Raw genomic sequence first — 22442 nt, 5'->3', positions numbered from 1 at the left:
TCTTCCTGCCTGAACCGAGCACCCGCTCGGTCCAGCTTAGTCCAGCTTGATTCCGGCGGCCTTGATGACTTCGCCCCACTTCGTGCTGTCGCTCGCGACAATGCGCGCGAACTCCGCCGCGCCCGCGCCAGAAGCCTCGTTACCCTGCGTTTCAATCAGCGCCAGCATCTCCTTGGAACGCGATACTTTGCTCAGCACCGCGCTGACTTTCTCGGTCAATGCTGGCGACATCTTTCCCGCACCGAACACACCCTGCCAGCCGACAATGTTGATGCCATCCACGCCCTGCTCCTGAATGGTCGGCAGATCGGGCAGTGCCGACACGCGTGTGGGTGTGGCCGCGCCAATGCCCTTGGCCTTGCCCGCTTTGATCAGCCCCACCGCGCTCGCCGTTCCGTCAAAGTAGATCTGCACATCGCCCGCCACCAGCGCGCGCGACGCATCGGTCGCGCCCTTGTAGGGCACGTGCAGCATCTTGATTCCGGTGCGCATCTGCAGCAGCTCGGCGTTGAGGTGCGAGGTCGATCCCGGCGAATAGCTGGCGTAGTTCAGCTTGTCGGGATTCGCCTTGCCGTAGGCCACCAGTTCCTTCAGGTTGCCGAACGGCGCGTTGGGCGAGGCGATCAGCACCGTGGCCGACTTCATCACCTGCGCAAGCGGCGTGAAATCCTTCACTGGGTCATACGGCAGCTTGGCGTAGAGATGCGGATTCTGCGTGTGCGTGATGACGATGGTGTAGAGCAGCGAATGCCCGTCCGGCGCGGAGCGCGCCACGTCCTGCGCACCTATGAAGGTGGATGCGCCGGGCTTGTTCTCAATGATGACCGGATGCCCCTTGAGCTCATCGCTCATCAGCTTGCCGAGCATCCGCGCGGCAACGTCCGAGCCCGATCCAGCAGGCAGCGGAACGACGATGCGGATCGGCTTGCCGGGCTGTGGCCAGACCTCGTCAGCCGATGCGGTTGCAGTTCCGAACAGCCCGAGCGCGCATGCACTCATGGCCAGACTGGAGCGTCTTGTGTACTTACGAACCATGGTTGTCTCCATGTGGGTGGATGGACGCCTCTGCGGCATGGCATGCCGCCGCCGCGCCGCTGAAACGTCCTTTTGAAATTCTTAATTCACCTCAATGCAAGCGCTTGCATAAAATGATACGTGCAACCGGGGCGGATAAGATTCGGTAGATACCACTAGTCATTTCACAAATTTGTGAACTGCATCCGATTGCGCCCATGAACAAGAACGCCCAGACCTCCGTGGCCAAACCCGCCTCGCTCGCCGACGTCGCCACCATGGCGGGCGTCTCCACTGGCACGGTCTCGCGCACGCTGAGCCGCCCCGAAATGATCAGCGAGGAAACCCGTGATCGTGTGATGCTCGCCGTGCGCCAACTCGGCTATGTAGTCAATGGCGCGGCGCGCACGCTTGCCATGCGACGCAGCCACACCATCGGGGCGGTCATCCTCAAGTTCGGCAGTTCCAACTTCGCCCAGGTGGTGGAAGGACTCGAGAGCGAGGTCGCAAAGAAGGGCTATACCCTGCTGCTATCCGCCCCCGTGCCGGATGGGAAGACCGAGTTCGCCGCGCTGGCCGCGATGCTCGCGCGCGGGGTCGACGCCATTGCGTTGCTCGGCTTCGAAGGTTTGGAAGAAGCCAGTGGCATCCTCTCGCGCTACCCCGCCCTTCCGCATGCGCATCTGTGGGGCAATCCGCAAAGCGGCGGCCACTGCATCGGCCTCGACGAGGCGCACAACGGCCACATCGCGCTGGATCATGTAGCAGATCTCGGCCACCGCGAGATCGGCCTGATCTGGGGTCAGGTGTTGGGCCCACTGCGCTACCGCTCGCGCCATCGCATGCAGGGCGTGAAAGCCGCCGCCAAGAAACGCGGCGTGCGCATCATCAACGCCGCCTGCGTGCACACCGAACATGGATTCGAACAAGGCCGCACCGCCGCGGAACAGATACTGGCCGCGCACACCGGCGTGACCGCCCTGCTCTGCGCAAGCGACTACCTCGCAGTCGGCGCGATCCGCGGATTGCAACAGAACGGCGTGCGCGTACCCGAGGACATCTCGGTCGTCAGCTTCAACGACAACGATTTCTCGGCCTACATGAACCCGCCCCTCACCACCGTCCACCTGCCCATCCGCGAGGTCGGCATGAAGGCCGCGCACTATCTTCTCAGCAGCCTAGGCGAGGATATGGGCGAGGACGCGTACGTGCTCGAAGCGAGCCTGAAAGTACGCGGCAGCAGCGCGGCGGAGGGTGGAGAAAAGCCTGCCGCACGCAGCAAGAAAAGAGGGGCCTGATCAGGCCAGCGCGCCCTCCAGCCGCTCGCGCACCAGCGCCACGTCTCCCGGCGCAAAGCAGCCGATGAAGACCAGCACGGATTCTGCAATGTCGGCAGCCGCCGCATCCGCGATCCGCACGCGGCCTCCGACCACATGGAGCTCCTGGGCAGCGGGCTTCTCGAGCACATGGACCACTCCCTTGGCGCGCAGCGTTCCCGCAGGCAGCTCGCGCAGCACCTGCTTGAGTCGTTGCTTGTGAAATCGCTGCGTCGTGCGATGGGCAAACGAGCTGATCGCGTTATGCAGCAGCGCATCGGCCCCCCACCGCTTCCAACCGCCTCCGTCATGGCCGAACGGACGTTCGACACGCGGCGCTGCATCGAAAAAAACGGAGGATGGAATGTGGCCCATCTCCGCGCGAAACAGTGCCGCGCACGGCGCGATTTTCGCCAACAATTCAGCCACGTCTTCGACATGCTGCGTGCTCACCAGATCGCACTTGGTGAGCACCAGTGCGGTGGCACCCGCAATCTGTTGGCGCAGCATGTCGCCGATCATCAGATCGCGCAGCTGCGTTTCGATATTCGACACATCAACCGTCACCACGACCGCGTTCAGACGGAACGCAGCATCCAGCATGCCAACCTGAGCGATACGCATGGGATCGGAAACACCGCTGGCCTCGATCACCAGCAGATCGGGGCGTTCCTCGCGCTCCCCGATGGCCGCAAGCGCCTGCACCAGCTTGTCGCCTATAGAGCAACACACACAGCCGTTTTCCAGCTGAATCACATCGCTGCTGCGCGCGCGGATCAGCGTTGCATCGATGTTGATCTCGCCAAAGTCATTCACCAGCACCGCGACGCGGCGCCCCTCGACGTTGGTAAGCAGACGATTGAGCACCGTGGTCTTGCCCGACCCCAAATAGCCGCCCACCACCACCATGGGAATCGGTACGGGCGTCATCGTCTGCATGGCATTCACTTGGCCGGTGCTTCAAAGACGCGACCGCCCAGCACCGTGCCCCAGACTGGCACGTCCTTCAGCCCGGATGCGGGCACGGCGGACGGGTCCTGCTCGAGCACCGCGAAGTCCGCGAACTTGCCGGCCTCAATGCTGCCGATCAGGTGATCGAGCTTGAGCGTCTTCGCCGCGCCCATGGTCACGGCATGCAGCGCATCATCGACCGACAGGCGCTCTGCCTCGCCGAGCACCCGGCCCGATGCAGATACGCGATTCGCAGCGCACCATGCGGTGAAGAGCGGGTTGAGCGGCGTGATCGGCGCGTCCGAATGCATCGAAAAGGTGATGCCCAGCCGGCGTGCCGTCTCCGCAGGATTCATGCGTGCGGCCCATTCGGTGCCCACGGTCTGCGTGGCGTGCGCGTCACCCCAGTAGTAGAGGTGGTTGGAGAAGAAGTTGATGCACATGCCGAGCTTCGCGGCACGCTCGAGCTGTTCCCGGTCGACCAGCTGGCAGTGCTGCAGCGTGTGGCGATGGTCTTCGCGCGGATGCTTTTGCAGCATCTCCTCGATCACATCGAGCACGACCTCGGTAGCCTCGTCGCCGTTGGTGTGGATGTGCAGTTGCAGACCCGCCGCGTGAAACGGCGTGAACAGATCAAGCAGCTGCGACGGCGGAATCAACCACAGACCATTGGGCTGGCCGCCGAAATACCCGGGATTGCGCAAGCGAGCGGTGAAGCCCTGGATCGATCCATCGACGATGAACTTCACCGGGCCGAAGCGCAGCTTGTCGCTCTCGTTCTGCCGTGCCGCGAGCACGCGCCCAGCGCCGCCCTCTGGGTTGCGCTGGGGTGCAAACGCTGGAACTACGCGCATCGGATAGGCATCGTCGGCCGTCACCGCGTGCAGGGTCTGCAGCCCGACGTCGGAGAGATCGCTCACCAGATCGGTCGCGGTGGTCACGCCCGCCAGTTGCGCGACGCGGCCGAACTTCCAGATCGCCGAACTCTGCTCTGCCGCTGCGAGCGACATGGACTTTCCGAGCAACTTCTGCACCGGAAACATCGCGGCAAACTCCTGCAGCTCGCCAGTAGGCTGGCCGTTCGTATCCTTGTGAATTCCGTCGATGTCGGTGTCCTCGTCTATGCCCGCCATCGCGAGCATGGCCGAATTCACGTTCATCAGATGCACGCTCGCATGCATGACCACGATGGGCCGCGTGGCGGAGACGGTATCGAGCTCGTTCACCGACAGCCGCGCGGTGCCGAACAGGATGGGATCAAAGCCCCAGCCGAGCAGCGGCGCGCTCGCATCGGTCAGTTGGGCCTCTGCCTCCTTCAAACGTTCGAGCACCGCATCGAGCGTGCGCAGTCCCTTCCACAGCTTGCCGTCCGGATCGCGTCGGTCAAAGTAGCCCAGATACACCGCATCCCACATCGCGCCCTCCATCAGATGGCTGTGCGCCTCGATGAGACCGGGCATGAGCACCTTGTCCTTGAAGCGGTCCACCCGCTCGGCATCGGGCCATGCTGCCATGTCCGCCTCAGTGCCGACCGCGGCAATTTTTCCGGCCTGCACGGCCACATGGGTTGCAGCGGGCTGTGCCGCGTTCATCGTGAGGATCTTGCGTGCCACAAAGATCCGGGCGCCGCCGCCGTCTTTTGCTGTCATGTTCATCTCGAAATTCATTCTCGGTTCCTGTGTCCGATCACACAGTCTTTGCTTGCACCACCGGACGTGGAAGCAGCCACTGGCCCACGCATAGCACCATCAGATTCACGGCCAGGCTCACGAGGCCAAGGTTCACACCGCCGAAATCAGGCTGCTCCACATACATGGCGATTGCCGAGAGCTGACCACACAGAATGCCCATGCCCACCGCCATCGGGCGCAGCTTCTTCTTGAACAGAATCGCGAGCACACCCGGGAAAAATTGCGTGACGCCGTAGTACGCCGTATTGATGAGCGTGAGCATCAGATTCGGTGTCGCGAGTGTCATCACAATGGACATCAGCAGATAGATGACGATCACCACCTTGCTCGCGAACTTCTGTTTCTGCTCGGGCACAGAAGGCATCAGATTGCGCGTGACGATGGGTCCGATCGCAAGGCAAATGCCCGCCAGCACCAGCAGACCCGAGAGCGCCGCACCCGCCGCCACCAGCCCCAGCAGCCAACCGGGCAGCAGACGCGTGGCCGCCGCGAAGAAGGCCTCGTTGGGCGATGCAAGCTCCAGGTTCTGGCTGATCGCGTAGTACGAGGCAAGCACCAGGAACGGGTACATCAGCATGTACAACGGCATCACGATCTGCGTGCGGCGGATGGTATTGGCGCTCTTGGCGGTGAAGAAGTTCTGGATCGCGAACGGCATCATGTAAAAGCCCAGCGACTGAAAGAAGATCGTACTCATCGAGAAACGCAACTCGGTCGGATTCATGTGATTGCTGACTTTGGCGCTGGCAGCCTGGAACACCTCATCCACACCCACATGCATACCCACGGCCACGCCGGTCACGATGATCGCGGCGAGCATCAGGATGTCCTTGAGGATGGCGATGTACGACATCGCGCGCACTCCGGAAATCGCGATGTAGGTAAACGCGAGAGCGGCCGATATCAGCACCAGATGCAGCGGCGTGAAGTCCCAGCCAAGGCCCTTGAGCGCGGCCACGAGACCAGTGAACTGGAGCTGCCCCCATGGCAGCAGAAAGATGATGGCCGAGGCCGCGACGATCAACTCAAGCGCGCGGTTCTGGTAGTGCCCCTTGAACAGATCGGGCAAGGTGATCGCGTTGTGCCGCGCGCCCGCCTCCCAGATCTTCGGACCCAGAAAATAGCCGAGCGGATAGGCCAGCAGGATGTAGCCCAGGAACCAGACACCGTACGTCGGGCCCTTGGCATAGATGCCTCCGGGAAAGCCCACCATCGTGCCGATGCTGTAGACCTCGCCCGCAGCCAGAAAGAACACCAGCCACGCGCCGAACTGCCGCGAGGCCACGAAGAAATCATGCACGCTCTGATCACCGCCGCCCCTGCGCGAGCGGATAGCCAAATAGAGCGAATACACGATGAAGCCGAGAAAAACAATGGAAGCCATGACGTCTGCTCCTTCTCGGCTCAGTGTTCACCGTGCGCCACGAGCGCCTCGGGTTCGTGGCGGTCGAACAGATACCAGACCGCATACATGCAGGCCGATGTCAGCACGAACCAGACAAAGATCCACAGATAGATGAAGGGCACGCCGAACAGGGAAAGTTCAACCGTCGACACCCAGGGAAGCAGCCCGACCACCGCGATGTACGGTATACCGAGCCCGATAAGCACTTTGAACATTGTTTGTCTCCTGTAGTGAATCCGGCAGGCACGTTCCGCCTGCCGATGGCTCGCAAATGGCTTGCAAGACCGCTTGTCGAACGCATGTTAGAAACTTTGTTCCTATAATTCAAATGCAAAGTTTGCTAGAAAAGCATGAATGAAAATCATGGATTCCCAGAAACTGAAACACCTGCTGGCCGTTGTCGAACACGGTACCTTCTCTGACGCGGCGCGCGCCGTGCACCTCACGCAGCCCGCGCTCAGCCGCAGCATCCGCGCGCTGGAAGATGAACTCAAGGCCCAGCTCTTCGACCGGGGAGCAAGACGCGCGCGGCTCACCGTCTTCGGCGAGGTCGTCGCGGAACGTGCGCGGCGCATCCGCCTCGAGATGACACAGTTGCAGCGGGACATGGAACTGCTGCGCGGCGCCAAGGAGGGTCACCTGAACGTCGGCTTCGCCCCCGGCCCGGCCGCGCTGCTGCTCACGCCCTTTCTCATCCACATGGCGCAGCAGCACCCGGCCATCAAAGTGCGCACCGAACTCGGCGCCACCACCGCGCTGCTGGAGCGACTTCACAGCGAATCCATCGACGCCATCGTTGGCGACAGCTACATCCTGAATTCCGCCAACAATGTGGCTGTCGAACCTCTCGGCCATCTGGCCGCAGGTCTCGTCTGCCGCGGGGGCCACCCCATCCTGCGCCACAAACGCGTGGACTTTGACACCATGCGCCAATACCCGCTCGCCACCACCACACTGAGCACCGCCATCACCCGCCGCCTCACCGACCTCTGGGGCCCAGAGGCCGAGCAGGACAAGCTCTTCACCCTGCACTGCAACGACCTGGACACGCTGCGCGACGTCACCCTTGCGAGCGACACCCTGCTCTTCGGCATCCTCGCCGTCACCCGGCGGGAACGCGCCAAAGGCACCATGGCCGAAGTCCCCATCCCTATCGACCCCCACCGCTACGGCCGCTACGGCATCGCCAGAATCGCGACGCGCACGCGCTCGCCGGCACTTGATGTGCTGTACGCGTTCACGCGGGAATATTGGGGGGAGATGGAGGAGGATTGAGCTGCGGCGGGACAAAGGCCCAAAGCAGAAAGCCCGTGCAACTCAAAGTGAATCGTGCTGGAGGCCTCGATGCAAGACACCCGCTGCAAAAGCCATGAACGTACCTGCGCCAATCGCATCACATTGCGGATCGCGCCGTTCATCACAAAGCCTGCGAAGCCCTTCTTGATCGCTGTCGCCACCATCAACTCAGCGATCAGCGCATCGACCAAGGTTTCTGGAGCAAAAAAAGAGCCCCCTTGAAGGAGGCTCTTTTCATTTTCAAGCTATCCCAGCAGAGGGAAACACCCCTCTTCGCGCAATGCGTCAACGCACTGTCGACAGCTCACGCCAATTGAGCGACCGTGTTCGCTGTGTAGTGAACGCTCCAGTGAGCTTTTGCTGATTCCCCTTGCTGTCGCCGATCCACGATTGCACCTTGCCATTCACGTTGAAGAAGCTCATGTCAATGATGAGACTATCCTGCGCCAAATAGCTCACGATGTCATTGGTCGAATTCTTCAGGACTGATGCCCCGTTGGCGAAATTGACTGCATATACGTTGCTTCGTCCTGATGGATTGCATGCATCGCCTGCAGGCAGGACCGATGAGAAACCAACAATACCGTTGTACGCGGTGGTCGTTCCTATAACGCGCCAACCCACGTTGCTGGTAACTCCCAAGTCGATCACCCATCCCGCTTTGCCTGCCATGTTGGCCTTGGCGGGGCTGGTTCCATCAGTACTGGTCACCACAGCAAAATCTGTGCGCAACGCTGGCCAATCCTCCCCGTCCGAGGCTTTGGCAGCGAACTGATCGGAGTATCCATCGATGATGGCGTAGAAGGACTGAGCCTGAGGGTCACTGATGTCCGACCCATCCAGCAAACGACCCGTGCCAATCATCACAAAGCGATTGCGAGTCCAAGGATCGATCTCGATCAGCGGTTGAGTCGTGATGGGTTGAGCCGCGCCAAGCGTGGCGCTTGATGTAGTCGGTGAAGTGAACTTTGCAATGATTGTAGGAGCCAGGTAGTTGCCACCCGCATCAACCTTATTCAGTGGGAAACGCCATACACGCCCCTCCAGATCGCCAACGTAGATGGCGTCCGAGACAAAGTCCATGTAATCCAGCACGTATGCTGCTGGGCGGGCCATACCGGTAACGGCTGTCGTTCCTGTGGTGATGTCCTGAAGCAGCGCGCCATTGGTTGGATTCACAATGAAGATGTGGCCGATGCCGTCAGCATTGTTGTAGCCGGAGGAAAACACGACGACCCATCCATACTTGGCTGTTTTCACAACCACAGGGTCACCAAAGCTGTAGCCCATGTTGATGCAGTTAGTGGTACATGTTCCGCCCGATGCCGTTGGCAGCTTGTTGCGTGCAGGGAACTCCCAGAGTACCTTGCCCGCGACAGCCGCTTCTGTAGTCATCAGCGAAGGATCTGTCACATCCAGTGCATAGTAGCTGCGGCCACCCTTGCCAAGACCACCGATGAGAACCGTGCGCCAGTCGGAAATGGTGGCATCCGCTTGGGTTGCACCACCCGCACGCGCAAAGTCAATGTCGAAATTCAACGCTGTGGCATCGACATAATTCCGGTGCACATATGTTGGGTTGCCCAGTCTGGCGAGCAACCCATCGCTGTCGGCGGACAGACTCTTGTAGAACAAGGTGCTGGGGATGTAAGCGAACAACTCCTGCCCAGCTCCGGTATCCAGCCCACCCTTGAAAGCGTGCAACATGCCGTCGTTGGCGCCAACGTACAGCGTGGTTGGGCGAGCCTTGTAGGTGGTCTTGAATGCGCTGTAACCGGGATTGAAAATGTCCGCGTACCTGGCCAACGGCGCACCAACGGCCGTGATCTTGGAGTTCACGATGTCGCCCAGACGACTGCGCACTATGCCGGTGGACATGGTCGTCGAACGGACCCGGTATCCGTTGCCTTCGTTGGTGTAGTCACCGCGCAGAAAGTTGACGTAATTGGATGCGTCATCACCCGATACATAGCTGGTATTCAGCAATGTCTTCTGTTCGTCACTGAGGCTGGCGTAACGAAACGGAATACCGCTGGAAGTACCATTTGTGGAGGTCGTTGTTGTGGCAATGAAACGTGCGTTGTTCCAGCCACTGCTGCCAAGTTGGTTCTCAAACACTTTGCGCGTTGTCCAAGTGGCCGTAGGCGAGACCACCGGGTCTCCCGAACTGGAGATGGTGATTGAGCTGCCTGTGACCTCACCGCTCCAATCGGAGGAATCGTATTGGGCGGCGTAAGACGCCACGCTGTCTCCAACGACCTGCTTGGAAGCCAGAGAGAAGGTCGTGGTGTAAGACTTGATGTCGCCGACGATGCTTTCAAAGGCACGTGTCAGGCCCGATACCAATGTGTCTGGGCGACCGCCCGTGAAATAGTTGTCGGGACGCTTCTGAGAATTCGAGGTACTTGTGCCGACCGTTTCTCCATTCGTGTACCACCATGCCTCCGGGATCGGAGTGGTCGCGGAGTAGCTGCTTTCTTTGTAGTTGCTAGGAACCTTCATGCCGCCATACTTGGCCGCCATGTAGAACTTGTTGTTCTGCTTGTAGGCAGCATTTTCCATCACGTCTACCCAATAGGTCTGGACGGTCTGCTTGCCTGTGGTCTGCGGTTTGGTGGCGTCGTCCGGTCGAATGTCCAGAACGTTGGCCTGATAAGCCAAGCCGGCCATGTAGTCAGGAGAGTTCGTAGACCCGGTATTGGCCGCAGCATTGGACGTGATCCCCTGCATGCCTCGCACCCATGTAGCGGATTTGTAGGCAGTGAAGAAGGTGGCATCGTTCCCAAAGGCTGGAATGGGCGGCTCTTCCAAAGCAGAACTCGATTGCGAGCGATCATCTCCCGGAACGTTTCTGTCCCGGTGGGTATTCACGTCCCCGATACCGAGAATGAAGTTGCGTTGGCAGGAGTACTGAATGGGATCTGCACTTGTCCAATTGGTAATGACGGGAAAACCATCCAGCCATTTCTTCTGATTGCTCACAAAGGTATTGAGCAAGGCAGTCGTGTTGGTAGCCGCTGTGGGCGCACCATCAGTCGATGTGGCCGAGCCTTTCAACCAGCTCCATGTGGAGACGTTGTCCAGATTGCGGTAGTAACGCAGCGCTGCGTAATACAGCTCGTTGACCGGGTCAATCGATTTGTACTTGCCTGGATAGATCTGCCCGAATTTGTTCAGGTAGTTGACGACTCCACTGTCGGCAATCGTGATCTGATTGCTGCTGCTGGTTCCTGTGAGCCCCGTCGTTGCAGTGGCATCGGCGCTGTCCGGATTGCGGACATAACGCCCGTCCGTGCTGCTCCATTCGGCCAGCGTGTTCGCAATGCTGGGTTGTCCCGGCTGAGGTTGTGTGGGTCCCACAAACTTCTGCCGTGCTCTGAGCACCGCACCATCGCGATAAACGTTGTCGTCGTTCAGATAACCAAAGGCACTGAAACGAATTTCATTCGAGTACTTCTGAATGAGACCTTCTGGCTTGTAGTTGCTGCCATACGCAACGCAATTGCTCTCGAGCCCGACAGATGAAACACAGACCTTCACCCGAACCGTGTAGCGTTTGGTTGTCGAGCCATTCGTCACCGTCATGGTGAAGCCTTGGGCACCGACTCCCATGGTCAACGTCTTGCCACTCCCCCAATCTGTGGCGCCGCCCGCCTGAGCTGAGGTCAGCGTTCGCGCTTTCCAAGCTGAGCTGCCGTAGTGATACGACTTCTGGAGAATCGTATTGCCAACCTCATCAACCACGCGATTGCCACCTGTCATGGCCCAACGGAATGGGTCAATGGTGGACATGGTGGCCCAGTTCAGGAAATTCCCGCTCCACGTGCCAGAACACGCGTGACTGGTGGCCTTGCTCGTGGGATTGAAGTAGCTGTTGTCGCCCTTGGTGGCGTCGATGGCAACTCCGCCAACGGTGGTGTACGCGGACGTATCAGCAACGTAGGTGTAGCACTTGTCCGGATCGAAGTAGCCCAGAAAAGTCTTTGCCACGTCGTAATCGTCGATATGTGCGGTGCTCTCTGCCGTTGGGTATTCCACCGAAAGGGCCAATGCCAGATTGCCCGGCACATTGGTTGTGGACAACACCGGCTGGTCCGCCAATGTGACGACAGCCATGGCGTGCAACGGAATGGCTCCAGTGATGACGCATGCTAACGCACGCTTCCAATGGGGCTTGGACATGATCTTCCTCCTGATGGGGTGCTTGTGTCGCACCGCTTACACTTCTGGCTTGGTGAAGGTGTTCTGGATGAACACCTTGGTATTGCGTGGCCCAAGCACGCGCGCGGAAACGCGGAAAACGGGCTGCACTTCCGGCTCGGCGTTGTTGCTCAAATGAGCGCTTCCACCAGTGGGCGGTCGTTCAAAAACGATGCAGTTGGTGGCACTGGCCAATGCCGTCGGCACGTTGCAAAGGCGCTCGATGACATAACGGATCTTGACGTCGCTTGTTGCGCCTGTGAGATCGTTGGAAGCCACACCCACTGTCGCAAAGACGGAATCGTCAACCAGCGCCAGAGGAATGCCCTGATCGTTGGTGGCCAGCGTCACCGGGCTGTAGTTCACATTGAGAATGGCATTGCCTATCGCTGCAGAGCCCTTGGGAAAGGTACTTGCCACAGCCTTGGCGACCGCCTGCTCGGCTTGATTCACCAGGTCGCGGCGAAAAGCAAGATTGCCGGATGTAGTCAGCGCCGTGTTCATCGATCGCATGACAGCGAGGCCGCCAAGGATCAGAACCAGCAGCACGACAAGCGCCAGCACCAGTGCTGCGCCGCGTTCGGAGTTGCGAGATGCTTTCATGAATGATTAGCTTGAAGTGGAGAGCTGCACTTCCTCAGCGGGCAGCAGCCGCATCATCATGGAGCGCAGGGGAATCGTGGTTTCAACGACCCGGTGGGTGTAGTAGCGGTTGGCGTCCGAAATAGAGACGGTGGTGCTGCCCGCAACTCCATCCAACAGCGTGTAGCTGTCACTAGCCACCATCTGGTTTTGCCGAACGGTGCTGCGCAGCAAAAGCGACACGCGCACCGCAACGATGGAACGCATACGGGTTGGGGGGGTCTGGGCAATCAACGCATCTAATGCGTAGTTGCCGGTGGGCGCCTGCCACGTTGGTGCAGGAGACTTGGTGATGTCGTCCGCATTGCTGTTGACGCTGTACGTCGCACGCATGGCGACAACACCTTCCATCAGTGCCTCCGATGCATCCTTCCCCGTCGATTGCAGCAGATCGTAGCTGTAAAGAGTGCTGTCCGATCCCACCCCGAAAACCTGCATACGCACACTGTCCACAGAGCCGATACCGGACAGGATGGCTTTGCCACCAGAGTTCAAAGTCAGCGTACCAAGAGAAACTGTGCCATCTGCGGACTGATCGCTGAACAGCGCGCCCCCAAGCGGCAGAAAAGTCTGCCCGGCAACGTCTGCAAACGGTGTTTTCGCACCACCATCCACTTGCGTCATGATGCAGTCCTTGGTGCCGTCACGGCTTACCAGTACTACGTCGTTCTGATGGATGCTCACCGTATTGGTCAGGTACAGTTGGCCTCCCGAGTACGTGGCGACGTTTCGCGGCACGTCGCCAACGTTGTGGAGCCCGGCCATCGCAATCAGAACGTCAGAGCCACCCTGCGATTGCCCTTGGCCAATCAAGAGCGGGGCCAGACGCAGGTCGGTGATACCGGCCGAGCCTCCCATCACGTTGGCGAACGGCGTGGGCAGTGCAGCAGTTCTGGGGAGAATCTGTACGCCGTCACGCTTGGCGTTGATACGGCACCCCATCGCCCCTAAGTTCCAATACTGACTGAACCCGGCACCCGCACTGCGCAAAGAGTTGTCGAGGATGGAAGCGGTGAATGCGCCGCCTTGGCTCATGTCGTTGGAACTGGTAGTGACGCGCTCATGCGTCTGGCTGACGACCATCATTCCCATCACGGCCAACGTGACGATCAGGCCAATCGCCAACGCCACCATCAGTTCGATGATTGTGAAGCCTTTTTGCAAGTGGGCACGCAAGGAGACTGCGTCAGGTTTGAATGTGGAGGCCATGGTCAGAAGTCGGGCCCTGTCAGAGTTACTCGAGTGGACAGTTGGTTGGTGTCCGACTGACCTCGCGTTGGCGGACGCCATGTGATCAGGATGTCGGCAGTGCGACTCATGCTGCTCACTGCCGTGATGGTCCCGCTTCCATTTGGCAACCGATCCGCTACATCTTTTTGCCATTGGGTCAGATCCGCCGACGTCAAGGTCACTGAAGCGTTCTGCCACATACTCGTGACTGCACCATCCGCAAGCAACGCCGCGCGATTGCGATCATCTGACTCGCTGGCCATACCGATGGCGCGCGTCTGCAGCCCAATCAAACCAAGAACGCCAAGCGAAAACAGTAGCACTGCAATCAGCGATTCGATCAGCGCAGCGCCGCGCTGATCCTGTCGACTGGAACGTATTGAAGAAGAATGAATACTCATGTTGGGCATCCGTCCGGATACTTGGAGATGTCTTTGTCTCGGTCACACATACGGACTGTCCCCCCCGTGGAGATGAGGACTCGCAGACGACGTTTTGCGCCGGTCATGGTGATGTCGAAGGACTCGTTGGCTGTGGTCGGCAAAGAGCAGGCGCCACCCGATGGCCCGGGCGATGCGTTGGCGCTCAGACGGCCAAGACTGTTAAAGCAAATAGCGGACGGTCCGCTGATGGTCACACCCTCGGCCACATCACCGAGCACCCCTGAATTGAGCAAAGCCGCAGTCTCGCCAACCATCAGCCCTGGCACCGTCAAAGTGGCCCAGTACTTGCCGTTGGACGTAACCGAGAACGAGGAGGTACTGCTGTCCACCTTGGCGTCCGTCAGAAACAGCACCACCGGCTGCCCACGTGACAGCGCGTCAGCACGCGCGCTGCGAAATCCGTTCTGCAGAGCGTTGGCGACCGCGCGCACCTTGTTGTTGCGCACCCATTCCGTCAACGATGGCACCGCCAAGCCCAGCAATATTGCCAGAATGGAGATGGCCGTCATCAGCTCGACCATCGTGAAGCCTGCCATCCGCCGGGAAGAACGCAGCGGCTTCAGCACACCTGCCCCTTTTTCATAGTCCAACCTGATGCACATGAGGCCCAACCACTGCGCGTGCTTGTCGTGGCACGCGTGCTCTGTTGATTGACCGTGTAGGTCAGCCCTTGTCCAACAGCCTGAATCGTGTAGGCGGACGCAGTTGGTGTGCCCGAGCACGACAACGTGAAGGCGCTTACCTTGGAACTGGTTCCACAAGGCGTGGTAACCGACCCCGACGTCGCGTATGTTCGGAAATTGGAGTAGTGGCGCTCCATTTGGGCCTGAAGGGTTTGCAGCCCAGCCGTCCCTTCCGTCACCTGTCCGCGAAGAACAAACTCTGTGTACGACGGATAAGCGACAGCAGCCAGGATGGCAACGATGGCCACGACGATCATGAGCTCGATCAGCGTGAAGATTCGTCTTTGCGTTATTACTCAACTCGAGCTCTCTATTACGGTAGTCATCACGAGATGACTGAATCAGGCAGGGGCGAGCGGCGTTACCGCACCACAGATTCCAACTCCGCCGTGCCTGCGCGATCAATTGTTTTCAGCTGATGCACAGATCGTTTCTTTGCCACGGTTTTTTTCCTTGCGTAAATGTGAGGTCGCCGCGCGCATAGCGGCCAAGGGCTCCGACAGATCGACGCCGAGTGACTTGGCGAATCGCGAACACGGATACGGACACGCCGTGTTGTGCGGCATCTGTGCAGTACGCTGCCCGCAGGGAATGACCGCTGATGTTCGCTGCGGTCGCCTCACCTCGTGCTTGGGTTGCCAGACTCTTGAGAGCCAGCGCCACGTACTGCAGCCCTCCTCACCCATTCCACACGGATGAGCTTCATCCGAACGATCCAGAATCGCAGGATGCGCCGCATTGCGCGCTGCGCCTTTTATTCTGAAATGCAGCTTTCCGAAGTACTGCGCGCGGAGGTTGTGAGTGGGTGTTGGGACTTGGCTGACACCCAAAACGGGGCGCCGCGCATTGTGCTGATTCACCCGCGCGCGCGTTCGGCTGCAGAGTGGAAGGAGAAGAAGCCCGCTCGGATCACTATGCAGGCGTACTTCCGAGAGGCTGCGCGCGCTTGGATACGACGACCTGCACTTTCACGACCTGAGGCACTCCAGCGCTTCGTAGATGATCAATGCGGGGGTGGATCTGTACACTGTCGGCGCGGTGCTGGGGCACAAGGACGCGCCGGGCACGAAACGATACTCGCACCTTGCGACGGGGACCATTGGCAAAAAATCCCAACCACCAAAGAAAAAGGCCGCTTGACGCTATTCTATGAATAGCAATCAAGCAGCCTGCATTCTGGCGGAGAGGGTGTCCGAATTTTCAGGATTTCAGAAAACCTCAGAAAGTCTCATTTCCCCATAAATGGCGGACACCTGTTGCTATTCATTTGTCTCACGTAATCGCTTATATTCTCGCTAAATCTCATCAAAATTGATGGGTAGGTTGATGGGTATGAAAATCGAGTGAAAGTTATACGGAGTAGAAATGTCACGAAAAGCAACTGAACTTGGAGCGCTTGCTGTTGGCCGGTTGCGTGAGCCGGGTTTGCATGCTGTTGGTGGCGTCTCCGGGCTCTATTTGCAGGTCAGTGCAAAGGGCGCTCGATCATGGATCCTGAGGGCCATGGTGGGCAAGAAGCGCAGAGATATGGGACTGGGCGGATTCCCTGACGTTCCACTCGCTGCGGCCCGAGAAAAGGCCCGTGAAGCGCGTGCAAAGATCGATCAAGGAATTGACCCCATCCTCGACCGTGAACGCGCCTTGAGCGGGCTGCGAGCTGAGCAAGCCAAGAGCATGAGCTTCGAGGCTGCGTGTCATGCCCTGATCGATGACAAGAGCGACGGATGGCGCAACGCAAAGCATCGTGCGCAATGGACCGCATCACTTGAAACGTATGCCTTCCCATTCATTGGCAAGGTGCTGGTTTCGGACGTTGGCCAAGCGCAGGTGCTGGCCGTGCTACGTCCCATTTGGAAAGAGAAAACAGAGACTGCATCGCGTGTGCGTAGTCGCATGGAGCAGGTGTTGGACTGGGCCAAAGTGCAAGGCCTGCGAGATGGTGAGAATCCGGCCAGATGGCGCGGGCACCTGGACAAGCTCCTGTCAGCCCCCAAGAAGATCGCCCGCGTAACGCATCATCGTGCGCTTGCCATTGATGCGATGCCAGCTTTCATGGAGGCTCTAAGCCATCGTCAAGGCTGTGCGGCGCGAGCATTGGAATTCGTGACTTTGACGGCGGCGCGATCTGGTGAAGTCCGTGGCGCTCTATGGTCTGAGATGGATCTCGACGGAGCTGTGTGGACGATACCGGCTGAGCGCATGAAGGCGCACAAAGAACACCGCGTCCCGCTGTCACCGCAGGCGCTGCAGTTGCTCAAGCAGATGCCCCGCATCGAAGGCAATGAACTGGTGTTCCCAGCCCCTCGCGGCGGGATGCTCTCGGACATGACGCTGTCGGCTGTCATGCGTCGCATGGAAGTTGATGCGGTCCCACACGGTATGCGCTCGACATTCAGAGACTGGACGGCAGAGCGGACCAGCTATCCGCGCGAGGTCGCAGAGATGGCACTGGCTCACACAATCGGGAACGCCGTAGAGGCCGCATATCGACGTGGTGATCTGTTTATGAAACGAGCTGAAATGATGAACGATTGGGCTGTGTTTTTGGAAAAAGCGCTCAAAACACAGTCATAAGCATCCTCAGTCGCCCTGTAATTTGAATCCGAGTATTTTTAAAAAGAGTCTGTCATGAAAAGCAACCATGGATTCTTGAAGCATTGGGAACTTATCCAGCAATTCGACTTGCTTGATGCTGCAATGCTTATGGCCGGAATTGAGCCATCCACAAAAAACAAACAATCGGAACTAAATGGACGAGTTGAAGTTTATGAGCGAGCAATTGCAGAGGCAATTCAACGAGCCAATGAGTATGCATGGCATCACGCTCGACAGATTGACATGCTTATGCTGGACTCAAAGATTAACGAAGATGCTCTGAACTCACTTCGAGGCGTATCAGAAATTTGGGAGATTTCCGGGCAATATGACCAGTTTTTACCGACTTTGGAAATTCGTCAAAGCGTTGTCAGAGTTAATGAAGATCCTGAGAACGTACCCATATTGCTACCTATAGATCCGTGGTACACCGCCACGGTCTATGGCAATGACTTCAATGAATGGATTCAGCGGATAGGGATCGAGTCTGAGTTTTTTTTCAAACACACTCAGGCGATCCTCGTCACCACCCGGTCAGATAACTGGGACTCTGAGCAAAGCAGACTGGAAGCTGAAAAGAGATCCGAAGCGGCCATACCATTGGAAAGCGCAAATGCATTTGCAGAGAAAATTGGCATCTCTGACATGCCGCTATCAACTCGGGAACGCAATACCTTATTGTCAATCATCGCCGTGCTCAGCAAAGAAGCCAAGATCGACTACTCGCGCCCAGCAAAAGCTGCCTCATTGATCAAAGACCTGACGATTCAGCTTGGATTGAATGTTGGCGAAAGCACGATCGAAGGACACCTGAAGCGTATTCCTGACGCTCTTGAAGCCCGCATGAAATAAGGATCCTTTGGGCAATTGCCTATCTGCCTAGGCAACTGCCCCCATCTCTAGGCCCAAAATACTTCAATTGCTCCATCCCCGCACTGATTCAACGCGGGTCCAAACGGAGCAATCAATGGCATCAGTTCAGTCCTACCGTCCCAAGCAAGCCGCCGAGATGCTGGGCATCGGTTCCGCAACCCTCTGGCGCTGGATCAAGACGCGCCCAGACTTCCCCCAGCCCATCCGCCTGTCCGCTCGCTGCACGGTGATTCCCGCCGACAAGCTGATCGCATGGCGTGATGCGCAGGCCGGAAAGTGAGGTGCGGAATGTCTTGCGTAATCTCACGTCGTCGCTATACTGGTGGCAAGCCGAGAGGCCCGGTGCTTGAAAACACCTCTGGTTCAGCGTTTGCAACCCCCATCGAAAAGCGGGGTTTTGTCATGCCCAAAATTTCCGGGCTGGTGCGTTTGCGCGCATCATCTCCCATGGTTTCGGGCGAGATGGGGCTATCCGCGAGGACGTCCGCACGGCTGAACCCGTGTTTTCAACATCTCGTCCACCCTATGCGCTTGAAAACGCAAACGGTGGTTTCCCCTGATTCTCCAGCAGGAATCCAGACCATGACCGTCATCACCAAGGCCAGCCGCCGCGCTGCCATCACGCCCAACAAGGGCACCCCTATCCAACATCACGCTGATGCTCACAATGCCCTGAGCATGGCCGTGCATTACCTGTCCCAGCCACAAGCCAACGTGGCCGGAGCACGCCGCAAAGCTGTCCAAGCGCTCGCTGCCCTGCGCAGTCTCGATCTGAGCACGGAGGGCTAACCCATGACCACCAAGAAAAACGCCGCTGGCTCAGCGGTGCAGGCGGAGCCTTGCCAAGAAGAACGCCGAATGCTCGCGCTGCAATGCACAAGGGACATCAGCGCCATCGCTCAGGCGGTCACGTTGATGGCCGATGAGGTTGATGGTGATGTGAAGTTTGAAGGCCTGCTGCGCTGCTTCGGCACACGCATATTCGCTCTCAACGGAATGCTGATGGCGTACCTTGATGAGGACGGCACCACGGCCAAAGAGATGCACCAAAAAATCTTTGGTTTGGCAATCCCATACGAGGGAGGTGCAGCATGAAGACCACCATCAAAGACGATGCTGCAAAGGTCGCATTCGACGTTGCAAAAAGCAAGGTTGTAGAGGCAATGGCGATTGCCCGCAAGGCAGTGGAAGATGCGGGAACAGATGCCGAATTGGGGCCGTTCGTCTGATCGATTGGTTGGACGATCAATTCGAGGAAGCTGCTTTGCGTGGTGAGCCCGCCTATGACTCTCTGGAAGATTTGAGCGGTCATATCGCATCGACGCTTGCCATTGTGGGGATGGTCAACGAGAGCAAAGACAACATCATTTTTCATGCAGTTGAGACCATTCTCGGCGTTGCCAAATCCACACTGGACACGGCCTTTGACGCACTGTTCAAGGAGCATCTTGCGGCAAGGAAGGTGGCACCATGACTCACCCAATTCCATGGCATGAGCTGGAGCCGGGAGATCACCGGATTTGCTGCCCAGCCTGCGGCACCAAGCCCCGCAAGAAGGATATGGGCGTGACGATCCTCTCGCACGACCACGGCATTGCGCACTGCTTCAAATGCGGCCTGATCGTCAGCAAGCGCGACGAGAGAGAGCTTTCCGACACTGAGCGCAAGGCCTACAAGCGCCGCATGGATGCACTCAGGAAGCAACACGACGCCGAGCAGCGCGAGAGGCAGGCTCAGGCCGCTGCAGAAGCTGGCCTGCGCTGGCTTGCATCCGCTCCAGTTCTGGATCATCCCTACCTCACAGCCAAGGGCGTGAAGGCCCACGGTCTGCGGGTTCTGGATGGTGTGTTGCTGGTGCCGGTGCGTGACTCGAATGGCGTGCTGCACAGCTTGCAGACCATCGACCGCAGTGGCGACAAGCGCTTTCTTTTCGGTGGTCGCGTGAAGGGTTGCTATCACTCGATTGGCAGGCCATCGGGGCTCATCGTGATCGCAGAGGGCTATGCGACGGCCAGCACGATCCACGAGGACGCGGGCAGCGCCGTAGCGGTGGCATTCAACAGCGGCAACCTGTTGCCAGTCGCCAAGGCTCTGCGCGCCAAGTATCCGTGCATCGATCTGTACATCGCCGCTGATGACGATTGGACGACACCCGGCAACCCCGGCCTGACCGCCGCCACGGAAGCCGCTCGCGCTGTCGGTGGCCTGCTGATGAAGCCTGATTTCAACGGCCTGCAACGTGGCCCGAAGGACTCAGATTTCAACGATTTGAAGCGCCTGATTCAAGAAAAGGAGGCATCGCAATGAATGCCATTACTGACGCCTTTGAGATGGCTGAACATGTGCCCATGGATCGGGTGGTGCTGGTGAGCGGTGCGGACCTGACACCCCAGCCGGTTGCATGGCTCTGGAAATACTGGCTCGCACTCAAGAAGCTGCACATTCTGGCGGGCGCTCCAGGTCAGGGCAAGACGACGATTGCATTGGCAATGGCGGCGACGGTGACGATGGGGGCCGGTGGCCGGATGGTGATCGCTGCGAACAAGGCAACGTGCTGATCTGGAGCGGCGAAGACGACCCCGCCGATACGCTGCTACCTCGATTGCTGGCCGCCGGGGCTGATCGCTCGCGCTGTCACTTCGTCAAAGGCGCAATGCGTGATGGTGTGGTGGTGCCATTTGATCCAGCCCGCGACCTCCAGCAACTGCGGGAAGCCATCGACGTTATCGGAGGTGTTCGCCTGCTGGTGGTTGACCCTGTCGTGTCTGCCGTGACTGGCGACAGCCACAAGAACACCGAAGTACGCCGAGCACTGCAACCACTGGTTGATCTGGCCGACGCCTGCGATTGCGCGGTGCTGGGCATCACCCACTTCGCCAAGGGCGGCCAAGGTACTGACCCAGCTCAGCGCGTGGTGGGTAGCGTGGCATTCACTGCTGTTGCTCGCATCGTGCTGGTTGCTGCCAAGGTCAAGAGTGCGGAGGATGGCGAAGACGCACGAATTCTTGCTCGTAGCAAATCCAACATCGGCCCGGACGATGGCGGCTTTGAATACCACCTTGAGCAGAGCGAGCCGCTTCCGGGCATTCAAGCATCCCGTATCGCGTGGGGCAAGGCGGTGCAAGGCAGTGCGCGTGACCTACTGACAGACCCCGACGAGGAGATTGAAGAAGTCGCCGCAGGGAAGACGGATTTGCCGATGCTCATGTGGGCGGAACTCAAGGACGGTTGTCGCCAGAGCAAGCAAGTTGAAGCAGCAATTGTCGGCATGGGCTACAGCAAAAAGCAGGTTCGGACGGTGCGCGAGAAGATGGGAGTCAAGCCGCGCAAAGGTGGGGTTGGGGATGGTTGGTACTGGTCACTGCCGGACGGATTTATCCCCAAAACCGAATGGCTCGCGGCAGTGGGTGAAACCGAAGATGCCCTCGAAGATGCCCAAGGTGCCCAACTTTTAAAACAGGGCATCTTGGGCACCTTCGGGGCATCTTCGGCAGAAAACGCCAGTGACGTGAAGACGGAAACTGCCGCTGACGTTGACAGCGATGAGGAGTTCTGATGACCGCCGCCGCCATTTTGGAGACTCTCCGCGATGCTGGTTTGCAACTGAACTTGACCTCGGAACACACGATCAAGGTCAAGCCCGCAACGCTGCTGAACGACGAACTGCGCACGCTGATCCGCAGCCACAAGGACGAGCTGGCGAAGCTGCTGGAGGCTGAGATTGACGCCCATGAACGCGGGCTCGATGTCTGGAAAGAACAGACCCGCTGGCGTGAGCGATCCACGAGCTATTACATGCATCACATCGGCTGCGCTGATTGCATCGCTGCTGGCCGTGGCGCCGGGTATGGCGAACGCTGCGCGGCTGGCGCGGGGCTGTGGAAGGCCTACCAAGACGCCAGCAAGCGCAAACCCTTGAACTGAACCGCGCCGTCATGGGCCGTGAGATTGGCTCGCCCGTGATGGTTGCAATAACCGCCATGAAAGTTGCAATAAATGCCATACAAACCAAAATTGTCGCTACAATCCCCCGCAGTGCTTGAGCTTGCGGGATGCGGCTCAACGCCACTTCATCAGCAGCGCGGGATGCCTGCCGAAGTCGA

The 22442-nt window shown here is 58.8% G+C and carries 23 protein-coding genes and 1 pseudogene; 13 read left to right on the top strand and 11 right to left on the bottom strand.

The annotated features are described in order from the left end of the window. Nucleotides 1–36: 36 nt before the first annotated feature. Complete coding sequence (locus G7047_RS00710; RefSeq protein ID WP_240939328.1) at nt 37–1035, bottom strand: tripartite tricarboxylate transporter substrate binding protein; 999 nt, start codon at nt 1033–1035, stop codon at nt 37–39. A 197-nt stretch (nt 1036–1232) separates the two neighbouring features. Between G7047_RS00710 and G7047_RS00705 the strand changes: the two genes are divergently transcribed. After that, complete coding sequence (locus G7047_RS00705; protein ID WP_166299766.1) at nt 1233–2312, top strand: LacI family DNA-binding transcriptional regulator; 1080 nt, start codon at nt 1233–1235, stop codon at nt 2310–2312. Here G7047_RS00705 and G7047_RS00700 read toward each other — a convergent pair whose 3' ends face one another. Genes G7047_RS00700 through G7047_RS00685 form a run of 4 tightly spaced genes read right to left on the bottom strand, consistent with a single transcriptional unit; the run spans nt 2313 to nt 6592 of the window. Then, nucleotides 2313–3269 carry a GTP-binding protein gene (locus G7047_RS00700; protein ID WP_240939327.1) on the bottom strand — a complete coding sequence of 319 codons (957 nt, stop codon included), beginning with the start codon at nt 3267–3269 and terminating at the stop codon, nt 2313–2315. It abuts the gene before it with no gap. A 5-nt stretch (nt 3270–3274) separates the two neighbouring features. Then, nucleotides 3275–4936 carry an amidohydrolase gene (locus tag G7047_RS00695; protein ID WP_371813908.1) on the bottom strand — a complete coding sequence of 554 codons (1662 nt, stop codon included), beginning with the start codon at nt 4934–4936 and terminating at the stop codon, nt 3275–3277. A 31-nt stretch (nt 4937–4967) separates the two neighbouring features. After that, nucleotides 4968–6356 (bottom strand): sodium:solute symporter, encoded by a 1389-nt coding sequence (locus G7047_RS00690; protein WP_166299762.1) that lies wholly within the window; start codon nt 6354–6356, stop codon nt 4968–4970. A 20-nt stretch (nt 6357–6376) separates the two neighbouring features. Beyond that, nucleotides 6377–6592: a DUF3311 domain-containing protein gene (locus G7047_RS00685; RefSeq protein ID WP_166299760.1), complete on the bottom strand. Its 216-nt coding sequence runs from the start codon at nt 6590–6592 to the stop codon at nt 6377–6379. Nucleotides 6593–6740: 148 nt separating this feature from the next. Here G7047_RS00685 and G7047_RS00680 point away from each other — a divergent pair, with 148 nt between their 5' ends. Further along, nucleotides 6741–7652 (top strand): LysR family transcriptional regulator, encoded by a 912-nt coding sequence (locus G7047_RS00680; protein ID WP_166299758.1) that lies wholly within the window; start codon nt 6741–6743, stop codon nt 7650–7652. 69 nt (nt 7653–7721) lie between these two features. Next, nucleotides 7722–7895: a hypothetical protein gene (locus G7047_RS30895; RefSeq protein WP_205904696.1), complete on the top strand. Its 174-nt coding sequence runs from the start codon at nt 7722–7724 to the stop codon at nt 7893–7895. A gap of 63 nt (nt 7896–7958) precedes the next feature. Here the strand turns inward: G7047_RS30895 and G7047_RS00670 are convergent, their stop codons facing one another. The 6 genes from G7047_RS00670 to G7047_RS00645 are packed head-to-tail and all read right to left on the bottom strand — an operon-like array spanning nt 7959 to nt 15149. Next, a complete protein-coding gene (locus G7047_RS00670) occupies nt 7959–11855 on the bottom strand; it encodes a pilus assembly protein (RefSeq protein ID WP_166299756.1) in 3897 nt (1298 codons plus the stop codon). Between the two features lie 36 nt (nt 11856–11891). Further along, nucleotides 11892–12476, bottom strand: a complete 585-nt coding sequence (locus tag G7047_RS00665; protein WP_166299754.1) for a hypothetical protein — start codon at nt 12474–12476, stop codon at nt 11892–11894. 6 nt (nt 12477–12482) lie between these two features. Beyond that, nucleotides 12483–13724, bottom strand: coding sequence for a PilW family protein (locus G7047_RS00660; protein ID WP_166311794.1), 1242 nt, complete (start codon nt 13722–13724; stop codon nt 12483–12485). Nucleotides 13725–13726: 2 nt separating this feature from the next. Beyond that, nucleotides 13727–14146: a fimbrial assembly protein gene (locus tag G7047_RS00655; RefSeq protein ID WP_166299752.1), complete on the bottom strand. Its 420-nt coding sequence runs from the start codon at nt 14144–14146 to the stop codon at nt 13727–13729. Continuing rightward, nucleotides 14143–14790 carry a GspH/FimT family pseudopilin gene (locus G7047_RS00650; protein WP_166299750.1) on the bottom strand — a complete coding sequence of 216 codons (648 nt, stop codon included), beginning with the start codon at nt 14788–14790 and terminating at the stop codon, nt 14143–14145. Before G7047_RS00650 ends, G7047_RS00655 begins: the two co-directional genes overlap by 4 nt. Further along, entirely contained in the window at nt 14748–15149 is a 402-nt protein-coding gene (locus G7047_RS00645) for a type IV pilin protein (RefSeq protein WP_305793622.1), read from the bottom strand. The genes G7047_RS00650 and G7047_RS00645 overlap by 43 nt, the downstream gene beginning before the upstream one ends. Before the next feature lie 1087 nt (nt 15150–16236). On the opposite strand from G7047_RS00645, the gene G7047_RS00640 reads away from it, so the two are divergent. The 10 genes and pseudogenes from G7047_RS00640 to G7047_RS00595 all read left to right on the top strand — a co-directional run bounded on the left by G7047_RS00640 (nt 16237) and on the right by G7047_RS00595 (nt 22263). Continuing rightward, nucleotides 16237–17445 carry a site-specific integrase gene (locus G7047_RS00640; RefSeq protein WP_166299746.1) on the top strand — a complete coding sequence of 403 codons (1209 nt, stop codon included), beginning with the start codon at nt 16237–16239 and terminating at the stop codon, nt 17443–17445. A 54-nt stretch (nt 17446–17499) separates the two neighbouring features. After that, nucleotides 17500–18318: a hypothetical protein gene (locus G7047_RS00635; protein WP_166299744.1), complete on the top strand. Its 819-nt coding sequence runs from the start codon at nt 17500–17502 to the stop codon at nt 18316–18318. A gap of 115 nt (nt 18319–18433) precedes the next feature. Further along, on the top strand, nt 18434–18619 hold the full coding sequence (locus G7047_RS00630; protein WP_166299742.1) for an AlpA family transcriptional regulator: 186 nt from the start codon (nt 18434–18436) through the stop codon (nt 18617–18619). Between the two features lie 302 nt (nt 18620–18921). Further along, entirely contained in the window at nt 18922–19128 is a 207-nt protein-coding gene (locus G7047_RS00625; protein WP_166299740.1) for a hypothetical protein, read from the top strand. Nucleotides 19129–19131: 3 nt separating this feature from the next. Then, nucleotides 19132–19434, top strand: coding sequence for a hypothetical protein (locus G7047_RS00620; RefSeq protein ID WP_166299738.1), 303 nt, complete (start codon nt 19132–19134; stop codon nt 19432–19434). Beyond that, the gene (locus G7047_RS00615) at nt 19431–19568 is read left to right on the top strand and encodes a hypothetical protein (RefSeq protein WP_166299736.1); all 138 of its coding nucleotides are present in this window, start codon (nt 19431–19433) and stop codon (nt 19566–19568) included. Before G7047_RS00620 ends, G7047_RS00615 begins: the two co-directional genes overlap by 4 nt. Nucleotides 19569–19576: 8 nt before the next feature. Continuing rightward, complete coding sequence (locus G7047_RS00610; RefSeq protein WP_166299735.1) at nt 19577–19813, top strand: hypothetical protein; 237 nt, start codon at nt 19577–19579, stop codon at nt 19811–19813. Beyond that, a complete protein-coding gene (locus G7047_RS00605; RefSeq protein ID WP_166299733.1) occupies nt 19810–20646 on the top strand; it encodes a toprim domain-containing protein in 837 nt (278 codons plus the stop codon). The genes G7047_RS00610 and G7047_RS00605 overlap by 4 nt, the downstream gene beginning before the upstream one ends. Then, nucleotides 20643–21895 (top strand): annotated as a pseudogene (locus G7047_RS00600) (AAA family ATPase). The gene G7047_RS00605 and the pseudogene G7047_RS00600 overlap by 4 nt, the downstream one beginning before the upstream one ends. Further along, complete coding sequence (locus G7047_RS00595; RefSeq protein WP_166299731.1) at nt 21895–22263, top strand: hypothetical protein; 369 nt, start codon at nt 21895–21897, stop codon at nt 22261–22263. Before G7047_RS00600 ends, G7047_RS00595 begins: the two are co-directional and overlap by 1 nt. Nucleotides 22264–22442 lie beyond the last annotated feature (179 nt).

This window comes from Diaphorobacter sp. HDW4A, assembly GCF_011305995.1.
GTDB lineage: Bacteria > Pseudomonadota > Gammaproteobacteria > Burkholderiales > Burkholderiaceae_C > Diaphorobacter_A.
The sequence above is the reverse complement of the archived record's forward strand: the minus strand, read 5'-3'. Positions and strand labels throughout refer to the sequence as shown.

Excerpts from the sequence above, each read along its gene's own strand:
- G7047_RS00710 (WP_240939328.1), bottom strand. The coding sequence starts at position 1,035 with ATGGTTCGTAAGTACACAAGACGCTCCAGTCTGGCCATGAGTGCATGC.
- G7047_RS00705 (WP_166299766.1), top strand. The coding sequence starts at position 1,233 with ATGAACAAGAACGCCCAGACCTCCGTGGCCAAACCCGCCTCGCTCGCC.
- G7047_RS00660 (WP_166311794.1), bottom strand. The coding sequence starts at position 13,724 with ATGGCCTCCACATTCAAACCTGACGCAGTCTCCTTGCGTGCCCACTTG.
- G7047_RS00685 (WP_166299760.1), bottom strand. The coding sequence starts at position 6,592 with ATGTTCAAAGTGCTTATCGGGCTCGGTATACCGTACATCGCGGTGGTC.
- G7047_RS00605 (WP_166299733.1), top strand. The coding sequence starts at position 19,810 with ATGACTCACCCAATTCCATGGCATGAGCTGGAGCCGGGAGATCACCGG.
- G7047_RS00680 (WP_166299758.1), top strand. The coding sequence starts at position 6,741 with ATGGATTCCCAGAAACTGAAACACCTGCTGGCCGTTGTCGAACACGGT.
- G7047_RS00595 (WP_166299731.1), top strand. The coding sequence starts at position 21,895 with ATGACCGCCGCCGCCATTTTGGAGACTCTCCGCGATGCTGGTTTGCAA.
- G7047_RS00655 (WP_166299752.1), bottom strand. The coding sequence starts at position 14,146 with ATGAGTATTCATTCTTCTTCAATACGTTCCAGTCGACAGGATCAGCGC.
- G7047_RS00635 (WP_166299744.1), top strand. The coding sequence starts at position 17,500 with ATGAAAAGCAACCATGGATTCTTGAAGCATTGGGAACTTATCCAGCAA.
- G7047_RS00620 (WP_166299738.1), top strand. The coding sequence starts at position 19,132 with ATGACCACCAAGAAAAACGCCGCTGGCTCAGCGGTGCAGGCGGAGCCT.
- G7047_RS00690 (WP_166299762.1), bottom strand. The coding sequence starts at position 6,356 with ATGGCTTCCATTGTTTTTCTCGGCTTCATCGTGTATTCGCTCTATTTG.
- G7047_RS00640 (WP_166299746.1), top strand. The coding sequence starts at position 16,237 with ATGTCACGAAAAGCAACTGAACTTGGAGCGCTTGCTGTTGGCCGGTTG.
- G7047_RS00665 (WP_166299754.1), bottom strand. The coding sequence starts at position 12,476 with ATGAAAGCATCTCGCAACTCCGAACGCGGCGCAGCACTGGTGCTGGCG.
- G7047_RS00630 (WP_166299742.1), top strand. The coding sequence starts at position 18,434 with ATGGCATCAGTTCAGTCCTACCGTCCCAAGCAAGCCGCCGAGATGCTG.
- G7047_RS00695 (WP_371813908.1), bottom strand. The coding sequence starts at position 4,936 with ATGAACATGACAGCAAAAGACGGCGGCGGCGCCCGGATCTTTGTGGCA.
- G7047_RS00700 (WP_240939327.1), bottom strand. The coding sequence starts at position 3,269 with ATGCAGACGATGACGCCCGTACCGATTCCCATGGTGGTGGTGGGCGGC.
- G7047_RS00615 (WP_166299736.1), top strand. The coding sequence starts at position 19,431 with ATGAAGACCACCATCAAAGACGATGCTGCAAAGGTCGCATTCGACGTT.
- G7047_RS30895 (WP_205904696.1), top strand. The coding sequence starts at position 7,722 with ATGCAAGACACCCGCTGCAAAAGCCATGAACGTACCTGCGCCAATCGC.
- G7047_RS00670 (WP_166299756.1), bottom strand. The coding sequence starts at position 11,855 with ATGTCCAAGCCCCATTGGAAGCGTGCGTTAGCATGCGTCATCACTGGA.
- G7047_RS00650 (WP_166299750.1), bottom strand. The coding sequence starts at position 14,790 with ATGTGCATCAGGTTGGACTATGAAAAAGGGGCAGGTGTGCTGAAGCCG.
- G7047_RS00625 (WP_166299740.1), top strand. The coding sequence starts at position 18,922 with ATGACCGTCATCACCAAGGCCAGCCGCCGCGCTGCCATCACGCCCAAC.